Genomic DNA, 18,950 nt, shown 5'->3' with positions numbered 1-18,950 from the left:
CCGCGATTTTGGAGGAATAACATGAAGAAGCTTCTTGCCGTGGTCGCCCTTGGAACCAGCATGCTCGCCCTGCAGGCGTGCAACACCGTTCGCGGTGCCGTTGATGATGTCGAATCGGTTGGCGATTGCGTCGACGGCGTCGACAACAACTGCTGAACAGCCAAGTCGAGATTCAAACCAGAAGAAGCGCTGCCTCCGGGCGGCGCTTTTTTTGTGCCTGCCGGAATGAGGCCGTCTCAGGTCCGTTCAGGCCAGCGTGACGAAGCTGTCGATGACCCGCTTCTCGCCGGCCTTCTCGAAAGAAATGGTCAGCTTGTTGCCTTCCTGGCCGGTGACTTCGCCGTAGCCGAACTTGTCGTGGAAGACGCGCGCTCCGATCGCGATGTCTGTCCGAGCAGAGGCCGCAAAGCTCGCGGCGCTGCGGCGGCTTTCCTTCACCACCAGTTGTTTCATGTCGTACCCGGTTTCGAGCGCCCGCTGCCAGCCTGGGCCACGTGCAGAGGATCGATCCGGCCGGCTGCTCGACACGTGGGCGAACGGGTCCTCGTTCTCGCTCCAGTTGGCGCGCCATAGCGATGCGCCGCCGGTCATGGTGGTTTCGCTCGTGATGGTCTCTTCGGGCAATTCCTCCACGAAGCGGCTCGGGATCGAGCTTGTCCACTGGCCGTAGATGCGCCGGTTCGCGGCATGGAGGATCGTGCAGCGGCGTCTTGCGCGCGTGATCGCGACATAGGCGAGCCGACGTTCTTCCTCCAGGCTGGCGAGGCCCCCTTCGTCGAGCGAGCGCTGCGAGGGGAAGACACCCTCTTCCCAGCCCGGCAGGAAAACATGGTCGAATTCCAAGCCCTTGGCAGCGTGCATGGTCATGATCGTGACCTTCTCGCCATCGTCGCGCGCGTCATTGTCCATGATGAGGCTGACGTGCTCGAGGAAATCGCCCAGCGTCGCGTACTCTTCCATCGCACGCGCCAGTTCGGAGAGGTTTTCCGCCCTGCCGGCGCTTTCTGCCGAACGATCGGCAGCGAGCATGTCGTCGTAGCCGCTCTCGGCGAGCACCGCGCGCATCAGTTCGGCCGGGGTCGTTTCCTCGGCCAGTTCGCGCCAGTGGACGAACTGCTGGAGCAGGCCGACCAGAGTGTTGCGCGCGCGCGCGGGCAATTCGTCGGTCTCGGCCAGATCGAGCGATGCTGCCGCCAGCGGCATCTGCGTCCGCCGTGCGTGCTGGTACATCTTTTCCAGGGTCTTGGAGCCGAGACCGCGCTTGGGCTGATTGTAGATGCGCTCGAACGCGAGGTCGTCGGCAGGCTGCGCAATGACGCGCAGATAGGCGAGGGCGTCGCGGATTTCGGCGCGCTCGTAGAAACGGAAGCCGCCGATGATGCGGTAGTTGATGCCGATCTGGATGAACCGGTCTTCGAACTCGCGGGTCTGGTACTGCGCACGGACAAGGATCGCGACCTTGTCGAGGCTTGCGCCCTCACGCTCGAGCCGCTCGATCTCCTCGCCCACGCGGCGCGCTTCTTCCGGGCCGTCCCACACGCCGATGACGCGAACTTTCTCACCATGCTCCAGCTCGGTCCACAAGGTCTTGCCGAGCCGCTGGCTGTTGGCGGTGATAAGGCCCGAGGCCGCCGCCAGGATCTGCGGGGTTGAGCGGTAGTTCTGCTCCAGCTTGACGACCTTGGCGCCCGGAAAATCCTTCTCGAAGCGCAGGATGTTGGCGACTTCCGCACCGCGCCAGGAATAGATCGATTGATCGTCGTCGCCGACCACGCAGATGTTCTTGCGTTCCTGCGCGAGCAGCCGAAGCCACAGGTACTGGACGGCATTGGTGTCCTGGTATTCGTCCACCAGGATGTATTTGAAGCGCTTCTGATAGTGTTCCAGCACGTCGCGGTGCTGGCGGAAGATGTTCAGCATGTGCAGCATCAGATCGCCGAAATCGCAGGCGTTGAGCGCCTTCAGACGCTGCTGGTAGAGCCCGTACATCTGCTGGCCGCGACCGTTTGCGTAACTCTCGTTGTCGACGGCATCGAGGTCGGCGGGATTGAGCCCGCGGTTCTTCCAGCCGTCGATCAGTCCGGCAAGCTGGCGCGCGGGCCAGCGCTTGTCATCGATATCGTTGTCCTGGATGAGAGCCTTCAGCAACCGCAGCTGGTCGTCGGTATCGATGATTGTGTAATTGCTCTGGAGACCGACCAGTTCGGCATGGCGGCGAAGCATCTTCGCACAGACCGAGTGAAACGTGCCGAGCCACGGCATTCCTTCCACGGCGTCGCCGATGTGGCGTCCCACGCGCTCCCGCATCTCGCGCGCAGCCTTGTTGGTGAAGGTGACACAGAGAATCTCGCTGGGCCAAGCGAGCCGCATCGCGATGAGATGTGCCAGCCTTGCGGTGAGCGCCGCCGTCTTCCCGGTGCCGGCCCCGGCCAGCATCAGCACCGGCCCCTCGGTCGTCAGCACGGCCTCGCGCTGCGGCGTGTTGAGCCGCGCCGCATAGGGGGGAGGGACGTCTGCCGGAGGCGCGCTGTCGGTGGCTGGAATCTCGGTCATGAAGCGGTGAACAGGTAGGGAACGCGAGGGGCGGGCGCAAGGGCGATCCGGAACCTTGGGCCACCCTTCTGCGTAAGTGGCCCGACAGGAATAAAAACGGAGAACTCATATGAAGTCGCTGATTTATGCCGGAGCAGCCGCACTTGCTCTCACCGCAGCGCCCGCGATGGCCGATCATCACATGGAGCCGATGGAACTGACGGCGATGCAGCAGTCCATGTACGATGCGTGGGATGCCGAGCAGCAGGCGACCTACGATGCTTGGCCGATGGAAGCACAGACGTATTACTGGACTCTCGACGAAATGCAGCAGGGGGTATGGTGGAATGCGCTCAACAACGAACAGCGCGTCAGCATCGTCACGATGACGGAACCCCAGCGCGTCGCGGCCTGGACTTCGATCCGCAACCAGATGAATGCGGCCGGCAACGCGACGGCATCGAATGCTAGCGCGACTGCCCGCACGACCCGTTCGGCCACGAGCGGCAACATAGTGTTCCGCGGCAATGCAGTCACCCAGACGGCTCCGGCTGCCCACAACGGGGAATATCCGCCTTGCAAGGGCGATCAGCAGGACAACTGCGTCAACCCGCGTGAAGCCGGCCTCAACTACGGCAATCGTCCGCTGAATTACTGGCCGGGTAAGCCCGCGAGCGAAATCGACGGTCCGCTTCCGCAGAACCGGTAATCATTTTTCGCAAACCGGGGCGTTCGCGTCTCTCGGGCCACGAAGAGGGGCGGCGGCACGATGGTGTCGCTGTCCTTTTTCTTGCCTGGGTCAGGCTTCGCGACGAAGCAGGGTCAGCTTGGCCTTGCCGACCTTGCGCTCGGCATCGATCGACAGCCCCGCCACCGCGATCGTCTCGTCCGCAGCCGATTCTACCGCCATCCACGTAGCTTCGGAAATCCAGCCCAGTCGCAACAGCCGGTCGAGCGCCACGCCGCCCGCACCGGTGTGATAGGGCGGATCGAGAAGGATGAGATCGGTCGCCTGCTTCGCGGGGCCGAGCTGCATCACCGATCCCTGCTGGATGGTCGCCTTCTCGCGGGCATCGAGGCCGGAAACATTCTCCCTGATCGCCTTTATCGCGGCCGCATCGTTCTCCACGAACAGGCAGTGCGCCGCGCCGCGCGATAGCGCCTCGATCCCCAGCGCGCCCGAGCCTGCGAACAGGTCCGCGACCGACAGGTCTTCGAAGGAGCCCAAGCGGCTCGCCAACATGTTGAACAGCGTCTCGCGCGTGCGATCGGCTGTGGGACGGGTGGCGTCTCCCTTGGGGGCGACGATTCTGCGCCCGCGCCAGTCGCCGGCAATCACTCTCATTTGCTGCGCATCAGCTGCTTGCGGAACGCTTCGACCTGCTTCTGCGGCACTTCCTGGGCAGCGCCGCGCGGCAGGTCGGCGAGCTCGAACGGCCCGTAGGCGAGTCGCATCAGCCGGTTCACCTTCAGCCCCAGGTGTTCGAGAACGCGGCGCACTTCGCGGTTCTTGCCCTCGGTCAGCGTCATCTGGACCCAACGGTTCTTCCCCGATCCGCGTTCAAGATCGGCTTCGATCTTGCCGTAGCGAATGCCGTCGATCTCCACGCCCTCGATGAGATCGTCGAGCTGTGCCTGCGTGACGTCGCCGAATGCCCGTGCGCGATAGGTGCGCGGAATGCCGGACGACGGCAACTCCATCGCGCGCTTCAGCTCGCCGTCATTGGTCAGCATCAGCAAGCCTTCGGTCGTGAAATCCAGCCTACCGACCGGGATCATGCGCGGCGTACCCTTGGGCAGCGCGTTGCGCAGCGCGGTGTAGATCGTCGGGCGACCCGACGAATCGCGTTCCGCAGTCAGCAGGCCCGAGGGCTTGTGGAATCGAAACAGCCGCGGCGCTTCGACCTTGCCGACGGGCTTGCCGTCGACCGACACGCCGTCGAGCGAGGTCAGGAAGGTCGCCGGGGTCGTCACCGGCTTGCCGGCCAGGGTCACGCGCCCGTCTTCGATCATCCGCTCTATCTCGCGGCGCGAGGCGACGCCTGCGCGCGCCAGCAATTTGGCAATGCGATCCCCTTCGGGCCGGTCGTCTGCACGCGGTGTTCTGGACATGCGCCCGCGCCTAGGCCGTCAGTTCGCCGCGCGCAACGCCTCTTCGACGGTCTCGTGGTAGCGACGGATGCCGCCTTCCATCGTGCCGAGCGTCAGTTCGTCAATCGCGCCGCTCTCCAGACCCTGCTGGCCGAGTTCTGCGGCGCGGAAGTCCTCGCTGGCGAAGACCCCGCCGTCGAGCAGCGCCCAGCTGCGTTCCCAGTGATCGCGCGCCTTGTCCGTCGCGGGCGGCTCGGGGATCAGCATGAAGTCCTCGACCAGCGTCAGGTCGTGAGCCTGCGGCATCATCACCATCACGTTGATGTAATCGGGGCTGGGGATGACGAGCGCACCCGGCATGAGCTGGTAGGCATAGGTCACGACGCGCCGCAGCTGCGCCATGTCGGTGAGGTCGATGCCGTCCATTTCCTCCAGCCTGCCGACCGCGCTGCGCGAATGCGGGCCGATCATGTCGCCGCTGGTGACCCCGTCCTTGAAGAAAGGGCCGATCGTCTGCGCGTGCAGGCGCGTGACGTGATAGCTTTCGAGGAAGGCATCCATGATGAGCTTCCAGTTGCCCTTCACGGTGTGCAGCTTGCGCCGGAACAGGAATTGTTCGCCCATGCCGAGCGCGTGGAAATCCTCGCCGATCGTTTCGGCAAGCGTGAAGTCGGCGGTTTCCTCATGAGGAGCGAACCAGATCAGGCCGCCGGTCTCCTTCGAGGGCAATTCGACGAGACCGAAATCCGCCTTGTCGAGATCCGGGAAAGTATCGGGGCGGGGCAGGGCGAGCAGCCGTCCGTCCACCGCGTAGGTCCACGCATGATAGGGGCAGACGAGCTTCTTCGTGGCGCAAACCTCCGCGCCCTCGACCAGCCGCGTTCCGCGATGGCGGCAGACGTTCATAAACACATGCGCCGTGCCATCCGCGTCGCGGGTGATTAGCAGCGGTCGCCCGGTGGCATCGTGCGGCACTGCCATGCCCGGCTCGGGCAGTAAGACCGAGGGGCACAGGATCTGCGGCAGGCGGTCATAGATCGCCCCCTTCTCGCGCGCGAAATGATCGGGATCGGTATAGACACGCGCGGGCACGGTCGACGGTTCGGCGGCATCGCGCTTGCGGTTCTCGGCGAGGTCTTTCGCCAGCGCGAGCATCCCGTCGGTCGGCCTGCGGGCCGGATCACCAACGGACTTGGTTATACCCACAGCACTCATGGTGGCTGTTCCTTCCTCTTTCGCGCCGCTAGTGTCGCACCAAATTGGCGAAAACAAAAGGACGCTAGGGTATGGCAGAGGTCGCAGCCGCTAAGAAGCAATCCGCTTGGCGGGTGCTCGGTATGGCGCTGAGCAATCGCAAGACAGGCTTCATGCTGCTGTTCGGCTTTGCCAGCGGGCTGCCTTTCGCGCTGTTCCTCGGCACGCTTTTCGCCTGGCTGACCGAGGCGGAAGTCGATCTGGAGACGATGGGCGTGTTCAGCCTCATCGGCCTTGCCTATGCCTTCCAGTTCCTGTGGTCGCCGCTGATCGACAAGGTCGATCTGCCGCTGTTGCGCCGGCTGGGTCGCCGCAAGCAGTGGATCGTCCCGATGCAGGTGCTGCTCGGCAGCTTCCTCGTCACCATGAGCCTGCTCGATCCCAAGTCGCAACTCGGCATGTTCAGCCTGCTCGCCGGGATCGGCGCCTTCGCCAGCGCGACCCAGGACATCGCGATCAATGCCTGGCGCATCGACGTGGCAGACGAACGGGCGACGATCGATATTCTCTCGACGATCTACCAGATGGGTTATCGCCTCTCCTCGCTCGTGGGCGGCGCGCTCGGCCTGATCATCGCGGCGCGGATCGGCTGGCCGGAAACCTACGCCATGATGGGCGCGATCCTGCTGTTCGTCGGTTTCGTCGGCTTGTGGGCCCCCAATGCTGAGGGCGTGGCCGAGAATAGCCAGGGCGACGAGCAAGTCCGCGCGCTGCGCCTCGCGGGCGAACTCGAGCCGGCCATTCGCAGCCGTGCGCTCGTCGCGGTCGGCCTCCTCTGGGCGGCAGCGATCGGCGTCGTGCTGGTATTCATGATCCTGTCGCTGACCAGTGCGCCGGAAGACCGGCCCAACCCGACCGAGTTCACGGTCAACTGGGGCCCGTGGATCATCGTCGCCACGATCATCCTCCCCGCGCTCATCGCCGGCTGGCTCGCCGGACAGAAGAAACAGGGCAAGCATCTGCTCAGCCATGATGCGCCGCCCGCCAGCGGCGGCTCCTACGCGATGGACCATCTCTATCGCGCGCTCGTCCTGCCGCTGGTCGAGTTCGTCGGCCGCATGGGCTGGAGCCTGGTGCTGATCCTCGCCGTGGTGCTGACCTACCGCATCTGCGACGCGATCTGGGGTACCTTCGCCTATCCGTTCTACCTCGGCGAGCTGCAGTACACGAACGACGATGTTGCGTTCGCGTCCAAGTTCTTCGGGGTCGGCGCGATCATCGCGGGGCTCGCGCTGGGCGGACTGATGCTCACCACTATCGGACGGATGGCAACGCTGCTGATCGGCGGGATTCTCGCCGCGCTCACGAACCTGCTCTATGCCGACATGGCGGTGGGCGGAGCCAATATGGCGGCATTCAGCAAGGCGATCGGCTTCACCTACCTGATCGAGCAGGTGCCCGGGATCGGTGATGCCGACCTTGCCAAGCTGACCATCACCATCGCGTTCGAGAACCTCGCCATCGGCATCGCGGGTGCGGCCTACATCGCCTGGCTGTCGTCCATCGTGTCGAAGAAGTTCAGTGCCGTGCAATACGCACTGCTGTCATCGCTCACCTTGCTGATCGGCACGCTGGGGCGCGGAGCGCTGGGCGAGATGATCGAGAACCAGGGCTATTACGACGTTTTCGTCCTGACGACCTGGATCGGGCTGGGCGCAGCGGTGCTGGTCTGCGTCGAATGGTATCGCGAGAGCCGATCGCGCAATTCCGGAGTGGTCCAGCCGGACATCGCCGAAGTCGATCACGACGTCGCCGCGGGAAGCTAGTCGGGCAGCTCGTCGTTGAGCCGCAGGACTTCGCCCGCGAGGTAGAGCGAGCCCGAAACCAGCACCGGCAGGCCATCATCCGGCAGTGCTGCCAGCGCCGTCGGCACATCGTCCGCCGATCTCGCGTCCGGTCCGAAAGCGATTGCGGGATGCCACTCGTGTCCGGGCACGGGTACGACCGTGATGCTGCCGATGCTGTCGGCAAGTGGTGCGATCAGTGCCTGCGGGTTTTTCGCCTCGATCATGCCGATGACGAGGTGCAGCCGCTCGCCAGCGAAATGGCGCGCGATCATCGCGCCGGCATCGGGATTGTGTCCACCGTCGAGCCAGATGATCCTGTCCCCGGTCAAAGGCCCAGGCGCGAGGCGCTGCATCCGCGCTGGCCAGCGGGCGGAGCGGATGCCTTCGGCGATCGCTTCTGCGGACACGGACACGAAGTCCTGATGGCGCAGCATGGCTACCGCCAGCGCAGCGTTGTCGGCCTGGTGCGCTCCGGGCATGGCGGGCAGGGGCAGGACCAGTTCGCCGTGGCGGTCGGCATAGTGGAGGCCAGCGACATCGACGCTCGAATGCCATTCGCGCCCGCGCATCGCCAGTGGCGCGCCAGCGGCCATTGCCGCTCGTTCGATCTCCAGCGTCGGGCCTTCGGGATAGGACAGCGTGACCAGCGAGCAGCCGGGCTTGGTGATGCCCGCTTTCTCGAACGCGATGCGGCTCAGCGGATCGGTCGGCGTGCCTTCCTCGGGGGCGAGCAGGAACCGTTCGTGGTCCATGCCGAGCGTGGCAATTCCGCAGGCCGCAGGATGTTCGATCACGTTCGTCGCATCGAACCGGCCACCGAGTCCCACCTCCACCACGCAGGCATCCGCCGGGACGCGGGCGAACTCGGTGAAAGCAGCGGCAATGGTGACTTCGAAGAAGCTGGGGTTGAGGCCGTCGGCAACATCGAGAATCTCTGCCAGCAATTCGGCCAGTCGCTCGTCCGAGATAAGCTCGCCCGCCACGCGGATGCGCTCGTTGTAGCGCACCAGGTGCGGGCTGGTGGTGACGTGAACCTTGTATCCTTCCGCCTCCAGCATGGCTCGCAGGAAAGCACAGGTCGATCCCTTGCCGTTGGTCCCCGCGACGTGGAACACGTGCGGCAACTGCTCGTGCGGATTGCCGAGCCGGCTAAGCAGAGCGCGGATGGTACCCAGCCCGAGCCTGCCGTCGGGCACGCTCAGCTGCGCCAGCCGGTCGAGCTGGGCCTGGACTGCGGGGCTTTCGGAGCGGGCGAAATCCCGCATCGCGGGTTCAGGCAGCCTTCTTGGGCGCGAGGTAGTCCAGCACGCTCGCCAGCCGGGTCTTCAGGTCATGCCGGTGGACCACCATGTCGACCATGCCGTGCTTGTAGAGATACTCGGAGCGCTGGAAGCCTTCGGGCAATTGCTCGCGAATCGTATCCTGGATCACCCGCTGGCCGGCGAAGCCGATCAGGGCGTTAGGCTCGGCGATGTGGATGTCGCCGAGCATGGCGTAGCTCGCGGTCACGCCGCCCGTCGTGGGATCGCTGAGCACGACGATGTAGGGCAGGCCGGCTTCCTTCAGGCGCCGGGTCATCACGGTCGCCTTGGGCATCTGCATCAGGCTGAGGATGCCTTCCTGCATACGCGCTCCGCCAGCGGCAGTCACCACCACGTAGGGGCATTTGCGGCTCAGCGCGCGCTCGGCGCCCTGGCAGAAGGCCGTACCCACCGCCATGCCCATGCTGCCACCCATGAAGCCGAAATCCTGCACGCCGACCACCGCCGGATGACCGTCGATCGTTCCGCTGCCGACGCTGAAGGCATCGGCGTGGGGGCTCTTGGCGCGCGCCTGCTTGAGCCGGTCGGTGTACTTCTTCGAATCCTTGAACTTGAGCGGGTCTTCCTTGACCTCTGGCTGCGCGAGCATCTCGAACCCTTCGTCGAGCAGCATCGCCAGCCGCTCGTCCGCGCCGATGCGGCCATGGTGCTCGCAGCGCGGGCAGACGTAGCAGTTTTCCTCATATTCCTTGGCGAAGATCATTTCCTGGCAGCCGGGGCATTTCACCCACAAGTCCTTGTCGGTGCTGCGCTTGGGCAGCCAGGAGATAGAATTGCGTACGCGAGTGAGCCAGTTCATGCGGCTGCCTTTGCGGCGGAATGCACGGCCTTGGCAAGACTTGCCGTCAGTTCGCGCAAGCGGGCGGGGGCATCGACGCCATGTTTGCCGACCAGTTCGACCAGTGCGGAGCCGACGACGACGCCGTCCGCGACTTGGGCGATTTCAGCGGCTTGTTCGGGTGTTCTTACACCGAATCCCACCGCGACGGGTATCTCGGTCGATCGCTTGATACGGCTGACATTTGCCTCGATCGATTCGATCGCCGCCTGCTGCATCCCGGTTATGCCGGCCACCGCGACGTAGTAGAGGAAGCCGGACGAATTCTCGAGCACCTGCGGCAGGCGCTTCGCATCGGTGGTCGGCGTGGCGAGGCGGATCGGGGCGATGCCATTGGCGCGCAGGGCCGGGCCGAGCGCGTCGTCCTCCTCCGGCGGAATGTCGACGCAGATCACGCCGTCGACGCCTGCGTCCTTCGCCGAACTGGCGAACCATTCCGGCCCGCGCCGGATCATCGGGTTGGCATAGCCCATCAGCACCAGCGGCACATCCGGATGGCGTGACCGGAATGCGCTGGCGATCGCAAAAACATCGGCGGTGGTCGTACCCTTGCCGAAGCTGCGCAGGTTCGCTTCCTGGATCGCCGGACCATCGGCCATCGGATCGGTGAAGGGCATGCCAAGCTCGATCACATCCGCGCCGCCCTCGACCAGTGCGTCGAGATTGGCGGCAGTGTCGCCGTCGCCTGCGGTGATGAAGCAGACGAGCGCGGCGTGGGGCTTGGCGAAGGCGTCGGAGAGGCGGGTCATGCGGCTGGTTTCCACAAGGCTGCCGCGAGGCCGACCAATACCGCTATTGCCGCAGCATAAGGTGCTAGCGCCGGGGCGTCGATGGCACGTTGGGTAACGACGAAACCGAGGGACGTCAGGATAAAGCCGATCGGAAGGCCGATGATAAAGAAAACGAGACCTCGGGCAGGAGAAACCGTCACATCTCCACTCCCAGCTTCTCCGCCACAGTGAAAATGTCCTTGTCCCCGCGGCCGCAGAGGTTGGCGAGGATGATCCGGTCGCGGTCCATGGTCTTGGCGACCTTGGCCACGGCAGCGATGGCGTGGCTGGGTTCGAGCGCCGGGATGATACCCTCGGTCCGGCACAGCAGCTGGAAGGCGTCGAGCGCCTCGTCGTCGGTGACGGCGGTATATTCGACGCGGCCCGTATCTTTCAGCCAGGCGTGTTCCGGCCCGATACCGGGATAGTCGAGCCCCGCGCTGATCGAGTGGCCTTCGGTGATTTGGCCATCCTCGTCCTGCAGCAGGTAGGTCTTGTTGCCGTGGAGCACGCCCGGGAACCCGCCGAGCAGGCTCGCTGCGTGCTGGTCGCCGTCAAGGCCGTAGCCGGCCGCCTCGACCCCGAGCATTTTGACATCCGCGTCGTCGAGGAAGGGGTGGAATAGGCCGAGCGCGTTGGAGCCGCCGCCGATGGCTGCCACCAGCAAATCGGGCAGGCGGCCAATGCGGTCCTGCATCTGTTGGCGCGCTTCCTTGCCGATCACGCTCTGGAAGTCGCGGACGAGCTCCGGATACGGATGCGGGCCAGCAGCGGTGCCGATGATGTAAAAAGTGTCGTGGACATTCGCGACCCAGTCGCGCAGCCCTTCGTTCATCGCGTCCTTCAGCGTGCCGCGCCCGCTGGTGACCGGCACGACCTCTGCACCGAGCAGCTTCATGCGAAAAACGTTAGGTTGCTGGCGGCGGATGTCTTCTGCGCCCATGTAGACGACGCAAGGCAGGCCGAAGCGTGCGCAGACGGTCGCCGTGGCGACCCCGTGCTGGCCCGCGCCGGTTTCCGCGATGATGCGCGTCTTGCCCATCCGGATCGCGAGCAGGATCTGTCCGATGCAATTGTTGATCTTGTGCGCGCCGGTGTGATTGAGCTCGTCGCGCTTGAACCAGACCTGCGCGCCGCCGAGTGCCTCGGTCAGCCGCTCGGCGAAATAGAGCGGGGAGGGGCGACCGACGTAATGCTCCAGCAAATCGTCGAATTGCGCCTGGAAGGCGGGATCGGCCTGCGCCGCGCGATATTCACGCTCGAGGTCGAGCACGAGCGGCATCAGCGTTTCCGCCACATAGCGCCCGCCGTAATCGCCGAAATGGCCGCGTTCATCGGGCATCTGGCGGAAAGAATTGTTCTGCTCTGTCATCGGCCAGCCGCTTTGCAGAAGGCGGCGATCAAGTCCACATCCTTGACCCCCGGCGCGCTCTCGACGCCGCTCGATGTGTCGACCAGCGGCGCACCGGTCCGGTCCACGGCTTCGGCGACGTTGGCGGGGGATAGCCCTCCCGCAAGGCCCCAGGGCAGCGCACCGCGATAGGCCGCGAGCAGCGACCAGTCGAAGGCGAGGCCCATGCCGCCCGGCAGCGCGCCCTTGGGGGTCTTCGCATCGAACAGGATGAAATCGGCTGCCCCCTGGTAGGCCTGCGCCCTGGCGATGTCCTCGGCAGTCGTCACGGCGATGACTTTCCACACCGGCAGACCGAAGCGTGCCTTCACCTGTGCCGTACGCGCAGGCGTCTCGCTGCCGTGAAGCTGGATTGCATCGAGATTGCCGGCGCCGAGATGCTCGGCGAGGAAATCGTCGTCGGCGTCCACGAACACACCGACCCGCGTGATCCGGCCCGCGGCACGCGCAGCCAGTGCGGCCACGTCGAGGGGCGAGGCGTAGCGGGGCGAGGGCGGGTAGAAATTGAAGCCGACATGGCTCGCGCGCGCGGCGATCGTCGCATCGAGCGCGGCAGGCGACGAAACGCCGCAGATCTTGATGTGAGGTCCGGCCATGGCCCTGCGCCTCTAGGCCAAAGCCACGGCCGGGGAAAGCGCGCTCGCGGTTACGGGGCGAGCTCGTACTGGATGGTCACGCTGGCGGTCATCTGCATCTCGCCGGGCAGGACCGCGGAAGGCGGCGGAGGCGGCGCGGGCGGGGCGCGCATCGCGCTCTCGCCGAACATGCGCGGCTGGGGCGCATAGTAGCCGCCGCTTTCGTTGAGCGAGACGACCCGCACGATCCTCAGCCCCAGTGCATTGGCGTAGAGTTGCGCGCGGTCGCGCGCTTCGGCGACGGCTTGCTTGCGCGCATCGTCGAGCGCCGGGCCGGGCTCGTCGAGCTGGAAATTCGGGCCGTTGATCTGGTTCGCTCCTGCGGCGGCGAGGGTGTCGATCACCTTGCCGTAATCGCCGAGCTTGCGCTGGCGAACGGAGACGGAATTGTTCGCCTGGTAGCCGATGATGGTGGGGATCTGGTCTTCGGGTGCGGGCGCGACATAGGGCTGCCCGGCGCGCGCGGCCATCGCCGCCTCGCGATTCGGATCGCGATAGACCGGATTGATCGAAAGATTGCTGGTCTGGATGTCGCGCTCGGCGATCCCGGCGCGTTTCAGCGCGGCGATGACCTGTTCCATCGACCGGGCATTGGACGCCAGCGCTTCGGCCGCAGTGCGACCTTGCGACGTAACGCCGGCGGTGAAGACGGCCATGTCCGGTTCCTTGTACGAACGGCCTTCGCCGCTCACGGTCAACAGGCTGTGGCCCGGCGCGATGGCCATGTCGGGCTGGACTGTTTGCGCTGCCGCCGGCGCGAGCGGCAAGGCGAGTGCAGCGCCGGCAACGAGCAAGGGTGCGAGTAACTTCATGAAAACGACTCCCTGTCTGTCTGCAGGTGGAAGTCGCGCCGCGCGGGTTTCGTTCCGCTGAACGTCTCGTCGGACTAGAGCGTCGCCTCGATCGCGCGGGCGGCCTGGGCCGGATCGTCGGCCCGGCTGATCGGGCGTCCGATGACCAGCACACTCGCCCCGTCGTCGCGCGCCTGGCGCGGCGTCACCACGCGTTTCTGGTCACCTGCGGCGCTCCCTTCGGGACGCAGGCCGGGTACGACGAAGAAGCCGTCCTTCCAGCGCTTGTGGACGCTTTTCACTTCATGACCCGAGCACACGATGCCGTCGAGCCCGGCATCCTGGGCCAGATCGGCAAGCCGCATCACGTGATCGTGTGGTGTGCCCGTAACCCCGGTGCGCTCCAGATCGCGCTCGTCGAGGCTGGTCAGCAAGGTGACTGCGACGACCTTCGTGTGCTCGCCGGCGGCTGCCTTGGCGTCTTCCATCATCGCGCGTCCGCCGCCCGCATGTACGGTGACGATCGCCGGTTCGAGGACGTGGATCGCCTGCATCGCCCCGGCGACGGTATTGGGGATGTCGTGCAGCTTGAGGTCGAGGAAAATCGGCAGCCCGCTGGCGTGGGCGACTTCGTGGACACCGTGCGATCCGTGCGCGCAGAAGAATTCCAGACCCAGCTTCAGGCCGCCGACATGGCCCTTGACCATCTGGGCCAGCGCCTTTGCCGCATCGAGCTGCGGCACGTCGACGGCGAGGAAGACGGGATTGCTCATTCGGGCTTGAGCTTGTCGTTGGTCACCGAGCGCGGCGGGTCGAGCGGACGCGGACCGTCGGGATGCGGGGTCGGGGCGGGCGCGGCATCAGTGTCATCGAGCGGTTCGCCGGTAGTGGCCGCGGCGGACGCGGTGGCTCCGGTCGCAGTGGCGCCGGCGTCCGCAGTATGGCCGTGGACGGTGCGGGTGGCCTGTTCGAGATGGCCGATCCGGCGATTGAGGCGCCAGCTCGTGCCGCGCAGAATGAGCCACATGGGCAGCATGCCGAGCAGGAAGGAAACGATCACGACGGCCGGCAGGCGCGTATCCCACACCAGGTTCTGCCAGATGCGGACAGTGACCTGCTGGTCCCAGTTGCCCAGCGTGAACAACAGCACCACTACGAGTATCAGAACCCAGACGACCGTGCGGACGATCTGCATCGCCTTCTCTCCTATCAGTTCGCTGCGATGCTAGGCTGGAACGGCGTACGAATCCAGCACCAGCGTTATTTGCCGAAGACCCGGTCGAAAATCGTGTCGACTTCCTTGAAGTGGTATTCGAGGTCGAATTTTTCTTCGAGCTGGCTTTCGGTCAGCGCCGCGGTCACTTCCGGATCGGCCTTGAGCAGATCGAGCAGCGACAGCTGGCCGTCCGATTCCCACACCTTCATCGCGTTGCGCTGCACCAGGCGATAGGCATCCTCGCGGCTGACCCCGTTCTGCGTCAGGGCGAGCAGCACCCGCTGCGAGTGCACGAGGCCGCCCATGCGGTCCATGTTGGCCTGCATCCGCTCGGGATACACGAGCAGCTTGTCGATCACGCCGGTCAGGCGCGCGAGCGCGAAGTCGAGCGTGATGGTCGCGTCGGGGCCGATGAAGCGCTCGACCGAGGAATGCGAGATGTCCCGTTCGTGCCACAGGGCCACGTTCTCGAGCGCGGGCAGCGCATAAGCGCGGATCATGCGCGCCTGGCCGGTGAGGTTCTCCGTCAGGATCGGATTGCGCTTGTGCGGCATCGCGCTCGAGCCCTTCTGGCCGGGTGAGAAATATTCCTCCGCCTCGAGCACTTCGGTGCGTTGCAGGTGGCGGATTTCCACCGCGACCCGCTCGATCGATCCGGCGACAACGGCCAGTGTCGCGAAATACATGGCGTGGCGATCGCGCGGGATAACCTGGGTGGAGACCGGCTCCGCTTCCAGCCCCAGCTTGTCGGCGACATGCGCTTCGACCGCGGGCGAGACATTGGCGAAAGTGCCGACCGCGCCGCTGATGGCGCAGGTGGCGATTTCCCTGCGCGCCGCGACCAGGCGTTCGCGGTTGCGTGCGAACTCGGCATAGGCCTGGGCGAGCTTGAGACCGAAGGTCACCGGCTCGGCGTGGATGCCGTGGCTGCGCCCGATGGTCGGAGTGTACTTGTGTTCACGGGCACGACGCTCGATCGCCGCGAGCAGATCATCCATGTCGGCCAGCAACAGGTCGGTCGCGCGGGCGAGCTGGACGGCGAGCGTGGTATCGAGCACGTCGGAGCTGGTCATGCCCTGGTGCATGAAGCGCGCTTCGTCGCCCACCTGCTCGGCGACCCAAGTGAGGAACGCGATCACGTCGTGCTTGGTCACCGCCTCGATCGCGTCGATCGCCTCGACATCGATCTTGGGATCGGTCGCCCACCAGTCCCAGAGCGCCTTCGCTGCACTCTGCGGAACGACGCCCAGTTCGCCCAGTTTCTCGGTCGCATGGGCCTCGATCTCGAACCAGATTCGATACTTGGCTTCCGGCTCCCACAGAGCGGACATTTCGGGGCGGGCGTAGCGGGGGACCATGGGAGCTCCGTGGGACTGGAATTGGCGGGCTGGAATCGCGTTGCCGCGCGGCTAGTCGGGGCAGGGGCGGAAGGCAAGTGCGCAGCCTTGCGGATTTCGAAGCATTTGCATCGACGTGCGGAGCCGATAGAGTAGCTCGGTTACCAGGGGGTCGCCATCACATGAGACTATTCGCCGGCACTGCCGCCATCGCCATCATTGCCGCTGCAAGTCCCGCTCGGGCGGGCGAGCAGGTCCTGTATCAACCGGCGCCCGATTGGGTCGAGGTGGCCGATATTTCCGCCGCATTGGACAAGCGCGAGGACCTGATTCTCTACGACCGGCAAGTCGCGCTCGAGGACGGGGTCGTCACGCGCTACACCGATCTCGCCTACGACATTTCGACGACGCAGGCGATGCAGCGCTTCGGCACGCTGCAATTCGCATGGATGCCGGATAAGGGCGATCTGACGATCCACCGGCTGGCGATCATTCGCGGCGGCGAGACGATCGACCTGCTTGCAGAAGGCGTGAAGCCCGAAGTCATCCGCCGCGAACAGCAACTCGAGAAGCGGACCGTCGACGGGCAGCTCACGGCGATGATTTCCGTGCCGCGCCTGCAGGTCGGCGACGTGTTGCGCGTTTCCGCAACGACGACGGCGCGCGACCAGGCGCTCGATGGCGAGATGCAGGTGAGCGAAGGGTTCATCGCGAGGCCGGCGCGGGTCGGTTTCGGACGCCTGCGCGTGCTCTGGCCGGACGACACGCAGATCAACTGGGGCACGCTGGGCCAGCTCGAGAAGCCCGAGCCTGAGACGCGCGACGGATACCGCGTGGTCGAGTTCTCGATGCCGATCGCCGAGCCCAAGAAGATGCCCGAAGACGCGCCGCGACGGTTCTTGGTCAATCCGCTCGTCCAGGTCGGCAGCTTCGCTGACTGGCAGGATGTCTCGTCCACCATGGCTCCCCATTTCGGCACCGAAGGCACGATCGCGCCGGGCGGGCCGATCGCGCAGCAGATTGCACGGATCGAGCAGGCTACTTCCGATCCGGTGAAGCGCATGGCACTCGCGCTGCAGGTCGTGCAGGACGAGATCAGCTATCTCGCCAACGGCATGGATGGCGGCAATTACCTGCCGCAATCGCCGGCCGATACGTGGCAGCTGCGCTATGGCGATTGCAAGGCGAAGAGCCTGCTGCTGCTCGCCATGCTGCGCGAAATGGACATCGATGGCGAAGTAGTGCTCGTCCATTCGACCCAGGGCGACGTTGCCTCGATCTCGCAACCTGTGCCGGGTGCATTCGATCACATGATTGTGCGTGCCAGCATCGACGGGACCGACTACTGGCTCGATGGAACCAGCGCCGGCACGCGGCACGATACCGTGTACGAGGTTCCGAACTTCGGCTGGGCGCTGCCGCTGACCGAGCCGGGCAGCGACCTGACCCCGATGACGCAGCGCTGGCAGAAAGTGCCCGATCGCATCTATCGCACGACCTTCGATTTCCGGAACGGGGTCGATTTTCCGGCGCTCTACGAGATCGAGATCGAAGCACGCGGCGTCGCCGGGGCACAGTTTCGCCAGCTTGCCTCCGAAACCAGCGAGCGCACCCTTATCGGCCGCGCCATGACCTATCTCGAAAGCCTCGTCGGGGGGCTGACCTACGACGCGGCTTATACGTACGACGAAGCCAGCGGCGTCGGCACCCTGCGAGCGAAGGGAATGACTTTCGACAACTTCAAGTACGATCGAGGCATCTCGACCTATGCGATGGACGGCGCGTCAATTGGCTGGTCGTTCGAAACCGACCGTGCGCGCTCGTTGTGGCGCGACATTCCTTATAGGCTCGACGGACCTTATTACTCGGCAGAGCAGGCGCAATTCCTGCTCCCCGAGGGACAGGAGCGGATCGAGCTGACCGGTACGCGCTCGCTCGACGAGGAAGCTGGCGGTCGCCGGTTCAAGCGGACGCTCGTGCTCGACGGCAGCACGGTCAGGCTGGACGATTCGATCGCCTATATCGCTGCCGAGATCGCGCCCGCCGACATCCCCGCCCAACGCACTGCGATAGCGCGGATCGGCAGCGGTGATCCGCAGATCCGGTTGCACGGTGCAAGGCGTTTTTGGGAACTGTCGGACAGCGAGATTGCCAAGCGCATTGAGCCCTACATCGCCGCCGGCAGCAAGCTGATCGCGGTGAGCGAGGATGCCGCGCCGATCCATGCCCTGAACGCGAATTTCTACCGTTTCGGTCGCCAGTACGAAAAGGCGCTTGCCGAATACGACCGCGCCATCGACACGACGGCGAGTGCGGAAACCTATGCCGAGCGCGCCAACATCCACTTCATTCTCGGCGACATCGACGCCGCGCAGGCCGATGCGCAGGCGGCCTTCGACCTGCAAGGCGACCTCGCGACTGCCTCGATGCTCGCCAGCTACATGGCGCGCAACGGCGAGGCGAACGAAGCGCTCGACATGCTCGACGATCTCGGCCTGTCGGGCGACGAGAAGCTCGACATGGAGATCATGTGGTCCGAATACTCCGGCCACGCCGACCGGCAGGGCGAGGCATGGAACCGGCTCGAAGCGATGCTGGACGAGCGACCCAACGAATCAGCGGTATTCAATGCCCTTTGCTGGCACGCGGCCATCTGGAACAACAATGTCGACGATGCCGAAGCCTATTGCGACCGGGCGGTCGATCTGTCGGGACAGTCTGCAGCGACCGTCGATAGCCGGGCACTGGTGTATTACCGTCAGGGCCGGATGGACGATGCGCTCAAGGATCTCGAGATGGCGCTGGAGAAAGCACCGGACCAGGCGGCAAGCCTGTTCCTGCGCGGCTTGATCCGCAAGCGGCAGGGCGATGCCAAGGCTGGCGCGCTCGACCTGACCCATGCCCGCAGGCTCGATCCCCAGATCGACGATCGTTACGAGGCTTACGGTCTTACGGCCGCCTGAGGG

Annotated in this window: 17 protein-coding genes; 4 read left to right on the top strand and 13 right to left on the bottom strand. The window is 65.1% G+C overall.

Annotation, left to right across the window (positions count from 1 at the left end):
• The first annotated feature begins 21 nt into the window (after nucleotides 1-21).
• Nucleotides 22-156 (top strand): entericidin, encoded by a 135-nt coding sequence (locus GRI48_RS02940; RefSeq protein ID WP_160671171.1) that lies wholly within the window; start codon nucleotides 22-24, stop codon nucleotides 154-156.
• A gap of 90 nt (nucleotides 157-246) precedes the next feature.
• On the opposite strand, the gene GRI48_RS02935 is transcribed toward GRI48_RS02940, so the two are convergent.
• Complete coding sequence (locus GRI48_RS02935) at nucleotides 247-2,553, bottom strand: ATP-dependent helicase (RefSeq protein ID WP_160671168.1); 2,307 nt, start codon at nucleotides 2,551-2,553, stop codon at nucleotides 247-249.
• A gap of 109 nt (nucleotides 2,554-2,662) precedes the next feature.
• Here GRI48_RS02935 and GRI48_RS02930 point away from each other — a divergent pair, with 109 nt between their 5' ends.
• Nucleotides 2,663-3,241: a hypothetical protein gene (locus tag GRI48_RS02930; protein WP_202389175.1), complete on the top strand. Its 579-nt coding sequence runs from the start codon at nucleotides 2,663-2,665 to the stop codon at nucleotides 3,239-3,241.
• Between the two features lie 90 nt (nucleotides 3,242-3,331).
• On the opposite strand, the gene rsmD is transcribed toward GRI48_RS02930, so the two are convergent.
• The 3 genes from rsmD to GRI48_RS02915 are packed head-to-tail and all read right to left on the bottom strand — an operon-like array spanning nucleotide 3,332 to nucleotide 5,838.
• Entirely contained in the window at nucleotides 3,332-3,877 is a 546-nt protein-coding gene (gene rsmD, locus GRI48_RS02925) for a 16S rRNA (guanine(966)-N(2))-methyltransferase RsmD (RefSeq protein ID WP_160671165.1), read from the bottom strand.
• Entirely contained in the window at nucleotides 3,874-4,644 is a 771-nt protein-coding gene (locus GRI48_RS02920; RefSeq protein ID WP_160671162.1) for a pseudouridine synthase, read from the bottom strand. The genes rsmD and GRI48_RS02920 overlap by 4 nt, the downstream gene beginning before the upstream one ends.
• 18 nt (nucleotides 4,645-4,662) lie before the next feature.
• Nucleotides 4,663-5,838 carry an aromatic ring-hydroxylating oxygenase subunit alpha gene (locus tag GRI48_RS02915; protein WP_160671158.1) on the bottom strand — a complete coding sequence of 392 codons (1,176 nt, stop codon included), beginning with the start codon at nucleotides 5,836-5,838 and terminating at the stop codon, nucleotides 4,663-4,665.
• Between the two features lie 71 nt (nucleotides 5,839-5,909).
• Between GRI48_RS02915 and GRI48_RS02910 the strand changes: the two genes are divergently transcribed.
• Nucleotides 5,910-7,643: an AmpG family muropeptide MFS transporter gene (locus tag GRI48_RS02910; RefSeq protein ID WP_160671155.1), complete on the top strand. Its 1,734-nt coding sequence runs from the start codon at nucleotides 5,910-5,912 to the stop codon at nucleotides 7,641-7,643.
• Here GRI48_RS02910 and GRI48_RS02905 read toward each other — a convergent pair.
• From GRI48_RS02905 to purB, 9 genes are all read right to left on the bottom strand, one after another.
• Nucleotides 7,640-8,929 carry a bifunctional folylpolyglutamate synthase/dihydrofolate synthase gene (locus GRI48_RS02905; protein ID WP_160671152.1) on the bottom strand — a complete coding sequence of 430 codons (1,290 nt, stop codon included), beginning with the start codon at nucleotides 8,927-8,929 and terminating at the stop codon, nucleotides 7,640-7,642. The genes GRI48_RS02910 and GRI48_RS02905 overlap by 4 nt on opposite strands.
• A gap of 7 nt (nucleotides 8,930-8,936) precedes the next feature.
• Nucleotides 8,937-9,785, bottom strand: coding sequence for an acetyl-CoA carboxylase, carboxyltransferase subunit beta (gene accD / locus GRI48_RS02900; RefSeq protein WP_160671149.1), 849 nt, complete (start codon nucleotides 9,783-9,785; stop codon nucleotides 8,937-8,939).
• Nucleotides 9,782-10,573, bottom strand: a complete 792-nt coding sequence (gene trpA / locus GRI48_RS02895) for a tryptophan synthase subunit alpha (protein ID WP_160671146.1) — start codon at nucleotides 10,571-10,573, stop codon at nucleotides 9,782-9,784. Before trpA ends, accD begins: the two co-directional genes overlap by 4 nt.
• A gap of 178 nt (nucleotides 10,574-10,751) precedes the next feature.
• Nucleotides 10,752-11,966 carry a tryptophan synthase subunit beta gene (trpB, locus tag GRI48_RS02890; protein ID WP_160671143.1) on the bottom strand — a complete coding sequence of 405 codons (1,215 nt, stop codon included), beginning with the start codon at nucleotides 11,964-11,966 and terminating at the stop codon, nucleotides 10,752-10,754.
• Nucleotides 11,963-12,601 (bottom strand): phosphoribosylanthranilate isomerase, encoded by a 639-nt coding sequence (locus tag GRI48_RS02885; protein ID WP_160671140.1) that lies wholly within the window; start codon nucleotides 12,599-12,601, stop codon nucleotides 11,963-11,965. The genes trpB and GRI48_RS02885 overlap by 4 nt, the downstream gene beginning before the upstream one ends.
• 50 nt (nucleotides 12,602-12,651) lie before the next feature.
• Entirely contained in the window at nucleotides 12,652-13,452 is an 801-nt protein-coding gene (locus tag GRI48_RS02880) for an SIMPL domain-containing protein (RefSeq protein ID WP_160671137.1), read from the bottom strand.
• Between the two features lie 74 nt (nucleotides 13,453-13,526).
• The gene (gene pyrF / locus GRI48_RS02875; protein WP_160671134.1) at nucleotides 13,527-14,204 is read right to left on the bottom strand and encodes an orotidine-5'-phosphate decarboxylase; all 678 of its coding nucleotides are present in this window, start codon (nucleotides 14,202-14,204) and stop codon (nucleotides 13,527-13,529) included.
• On the bottom strand, nucleotides 14,201-14,626 hold the full coding sequence (locus GRI48_RS02870) for a LapA family protein (protein WP_160671131.1): 426 nt from the start codon (nucleotides 14,624-14,626) through the stop codon (nucleotides 14,201-14,203). Before GRI48_RS02870 ends, pyrF begins: the two co-directional genes overlap by 4 nt.
• A 65-nt stretch (nucleotides 14,627-14,691) precedes the next feature.
• Complete coding sequence (gene purB / locus GRI48_RS02865) at nucleotides 14,692-16,005, bottom strand: adenylosuccinate lyase (RefSeq protein WP_160671128.1); 1,314 nt, start codon at nucleotides 16,003-16,005, stop codon at nucleotides 14,692-14,694.
• Between the two features lie 161 nt (nucleotides 16,006-16,166).
• Here purB and GRI48_RS02860 point away from each other — a divergent pair, with 161 nt between their 5' ends.
• Nucleotides 16,167-18,947, top strand: a complete 2,781-nt coding sequence (locus GRI48_RS02860; RefSeq protein WP_160671125.1) for a DUF3857 domain-containing protein — start codon at nucleotides 16,167-16,169, stop codon at nucleotides 18,945-18,947.
• Nucleotides 18,948-18,950: the final 3 nt, after the last annotated feature.

It is taken from the genome of Qipengyuania oceanensis, assembly GCF_009827535.1.
Taxonomy (GTDB): domain Bacteria; phylum Pseudomonadota; class Alphaproteobacteria; order Sphingomonadales; family Sphingomonadaceae; genus Qipengyuania_C; species Qipengyuania_C oceanensis.
This window is presented reverse-complemented; position numbering and strand designations above follow the sequence as displayed.

Excerpts from the sequence above, each read along its gene's own strand:
- trpB (WP_160671143.1), bottom strand. The coding sequence starts at position 11,966 with ATGACAGAGCAGAACAATTCTTTCCGCCAGATGCCCGATGAACGCGGC.
- GRI48_RS02935 (WP_160671168.1), bottom strand. The coding sequence starts at position 2,553 with ATGACCGAGATTCCAGCCACCGACAGCGCGCCTCCGGCAGACGTCCCT.
- rsmD (WP_160671165.1), bottom strand. The coding sequence starts at position 3,877 with ATGAGAGTGATTGCCGGCGACTGGCGCGGGCGCAGAATCGTCGCCCCC.
- GRI48_RS02860 (WP_160671125.1), top strand. The coding sequence starts at position 16,167 with ATGAGACTATTCGCCGGCACTGCCGCCATCGCCATCATTGCCGCTGCA.
- accD (WP_160671149.1), bottom strand. The coding sequence starts at position 9,785 with ATGAACTGGCTCACTCGCGTACGCAATTCTATCTCCTGGCTGCCCAAG.
- pyrF (WP_160671134.1), bottom strand. The coding sequence starts at position 14,204 with ATGAGCAATCCCGTCTTCCTCGCCGTCGACGTGCCGCAGCTCGATGCG.
- GRI48_RS02910 (WP_160671155.1), top strand. The coding sequence starts at position 5,910 with ATGGCAGAGGTCGCAGCCGCTAAGAAGCAATCCGCTTGGCGGGTGCTC.
- GRI48_RS02930 (WP_202389175.1), top strand. The coding sequence starts at position 2,663 with ATGAAGTCGCTGATTTATGCCGGAGCAGCCGCACTTGCTCTCACCGCA.
- trpA (WP_160671146.1), bottom strand. The coding sequence starts at position 10,573 with ATGACCCGCCTCTCCGACGCCTTCGCCAAGCCCCACGCCGCGCTCGTC.
- GRI48_RS02920 (WP_160671162.1), bottom strand. The coding sequence starts at position 4,644 with ATGTCCAGAACACCGCGTGCAGACGACCGGCCCGAAGGGGATCGCATT.
- GRI48_RS02870 (WP_160671131.1), bottom strand. The coding sequence starts at position 14,626 with ATGCAGATCGTCCGCACGGTCGTCTGGGTTCTGATACTCGTAGTGGTG.
- GRI48_RS02905 (WP_160671152.1), bottom strand. The coding sequence starts at position 8,929 with ATGCGGGATTTCGCCCGCTCCGAAAGCCCCGCAGTCCAGGCCCAGCTC.
- GRI48_RS02915 (WP_160671158.1), bottom strand. The coding sequence starts at position 5,838 with ATGAGTGCTGTGGGTATAACCAAGTCCGTTGGTGATCCGGCCCGCAGG.
- GRI48_RS02885 (WP_160671140.1), bottom strand. The coding sequence starts at position 12,601 with ATGGCCGGACCTCACATCAAGATCTGCGGCGTTTCGTCGCCTGCCGCG.
- GRI48_RS02940 (WP_160671171.1), top strand. The coding sequence starts at position 22 with ATGAAGAAGCTTCTTGCCGTGGTCGCCCTTGGAACCAGCATGCTCGCC.
- GRI48_RS02880 (WP_160671137.1), bottom strand. The coding sequence starts at position 13,452 with ATGAAGTTACTCGCACCCTTGCTCGTTGCCGGCGCTGCACTCGCCTTG.
- purB (WP_160671128.1), bottom strand. The coding sequence starts at position 16,005 with ATGGTCCCCCGCTACGCCCGCCCCGAAATGTCCGCTCTGTGGGAGCCG.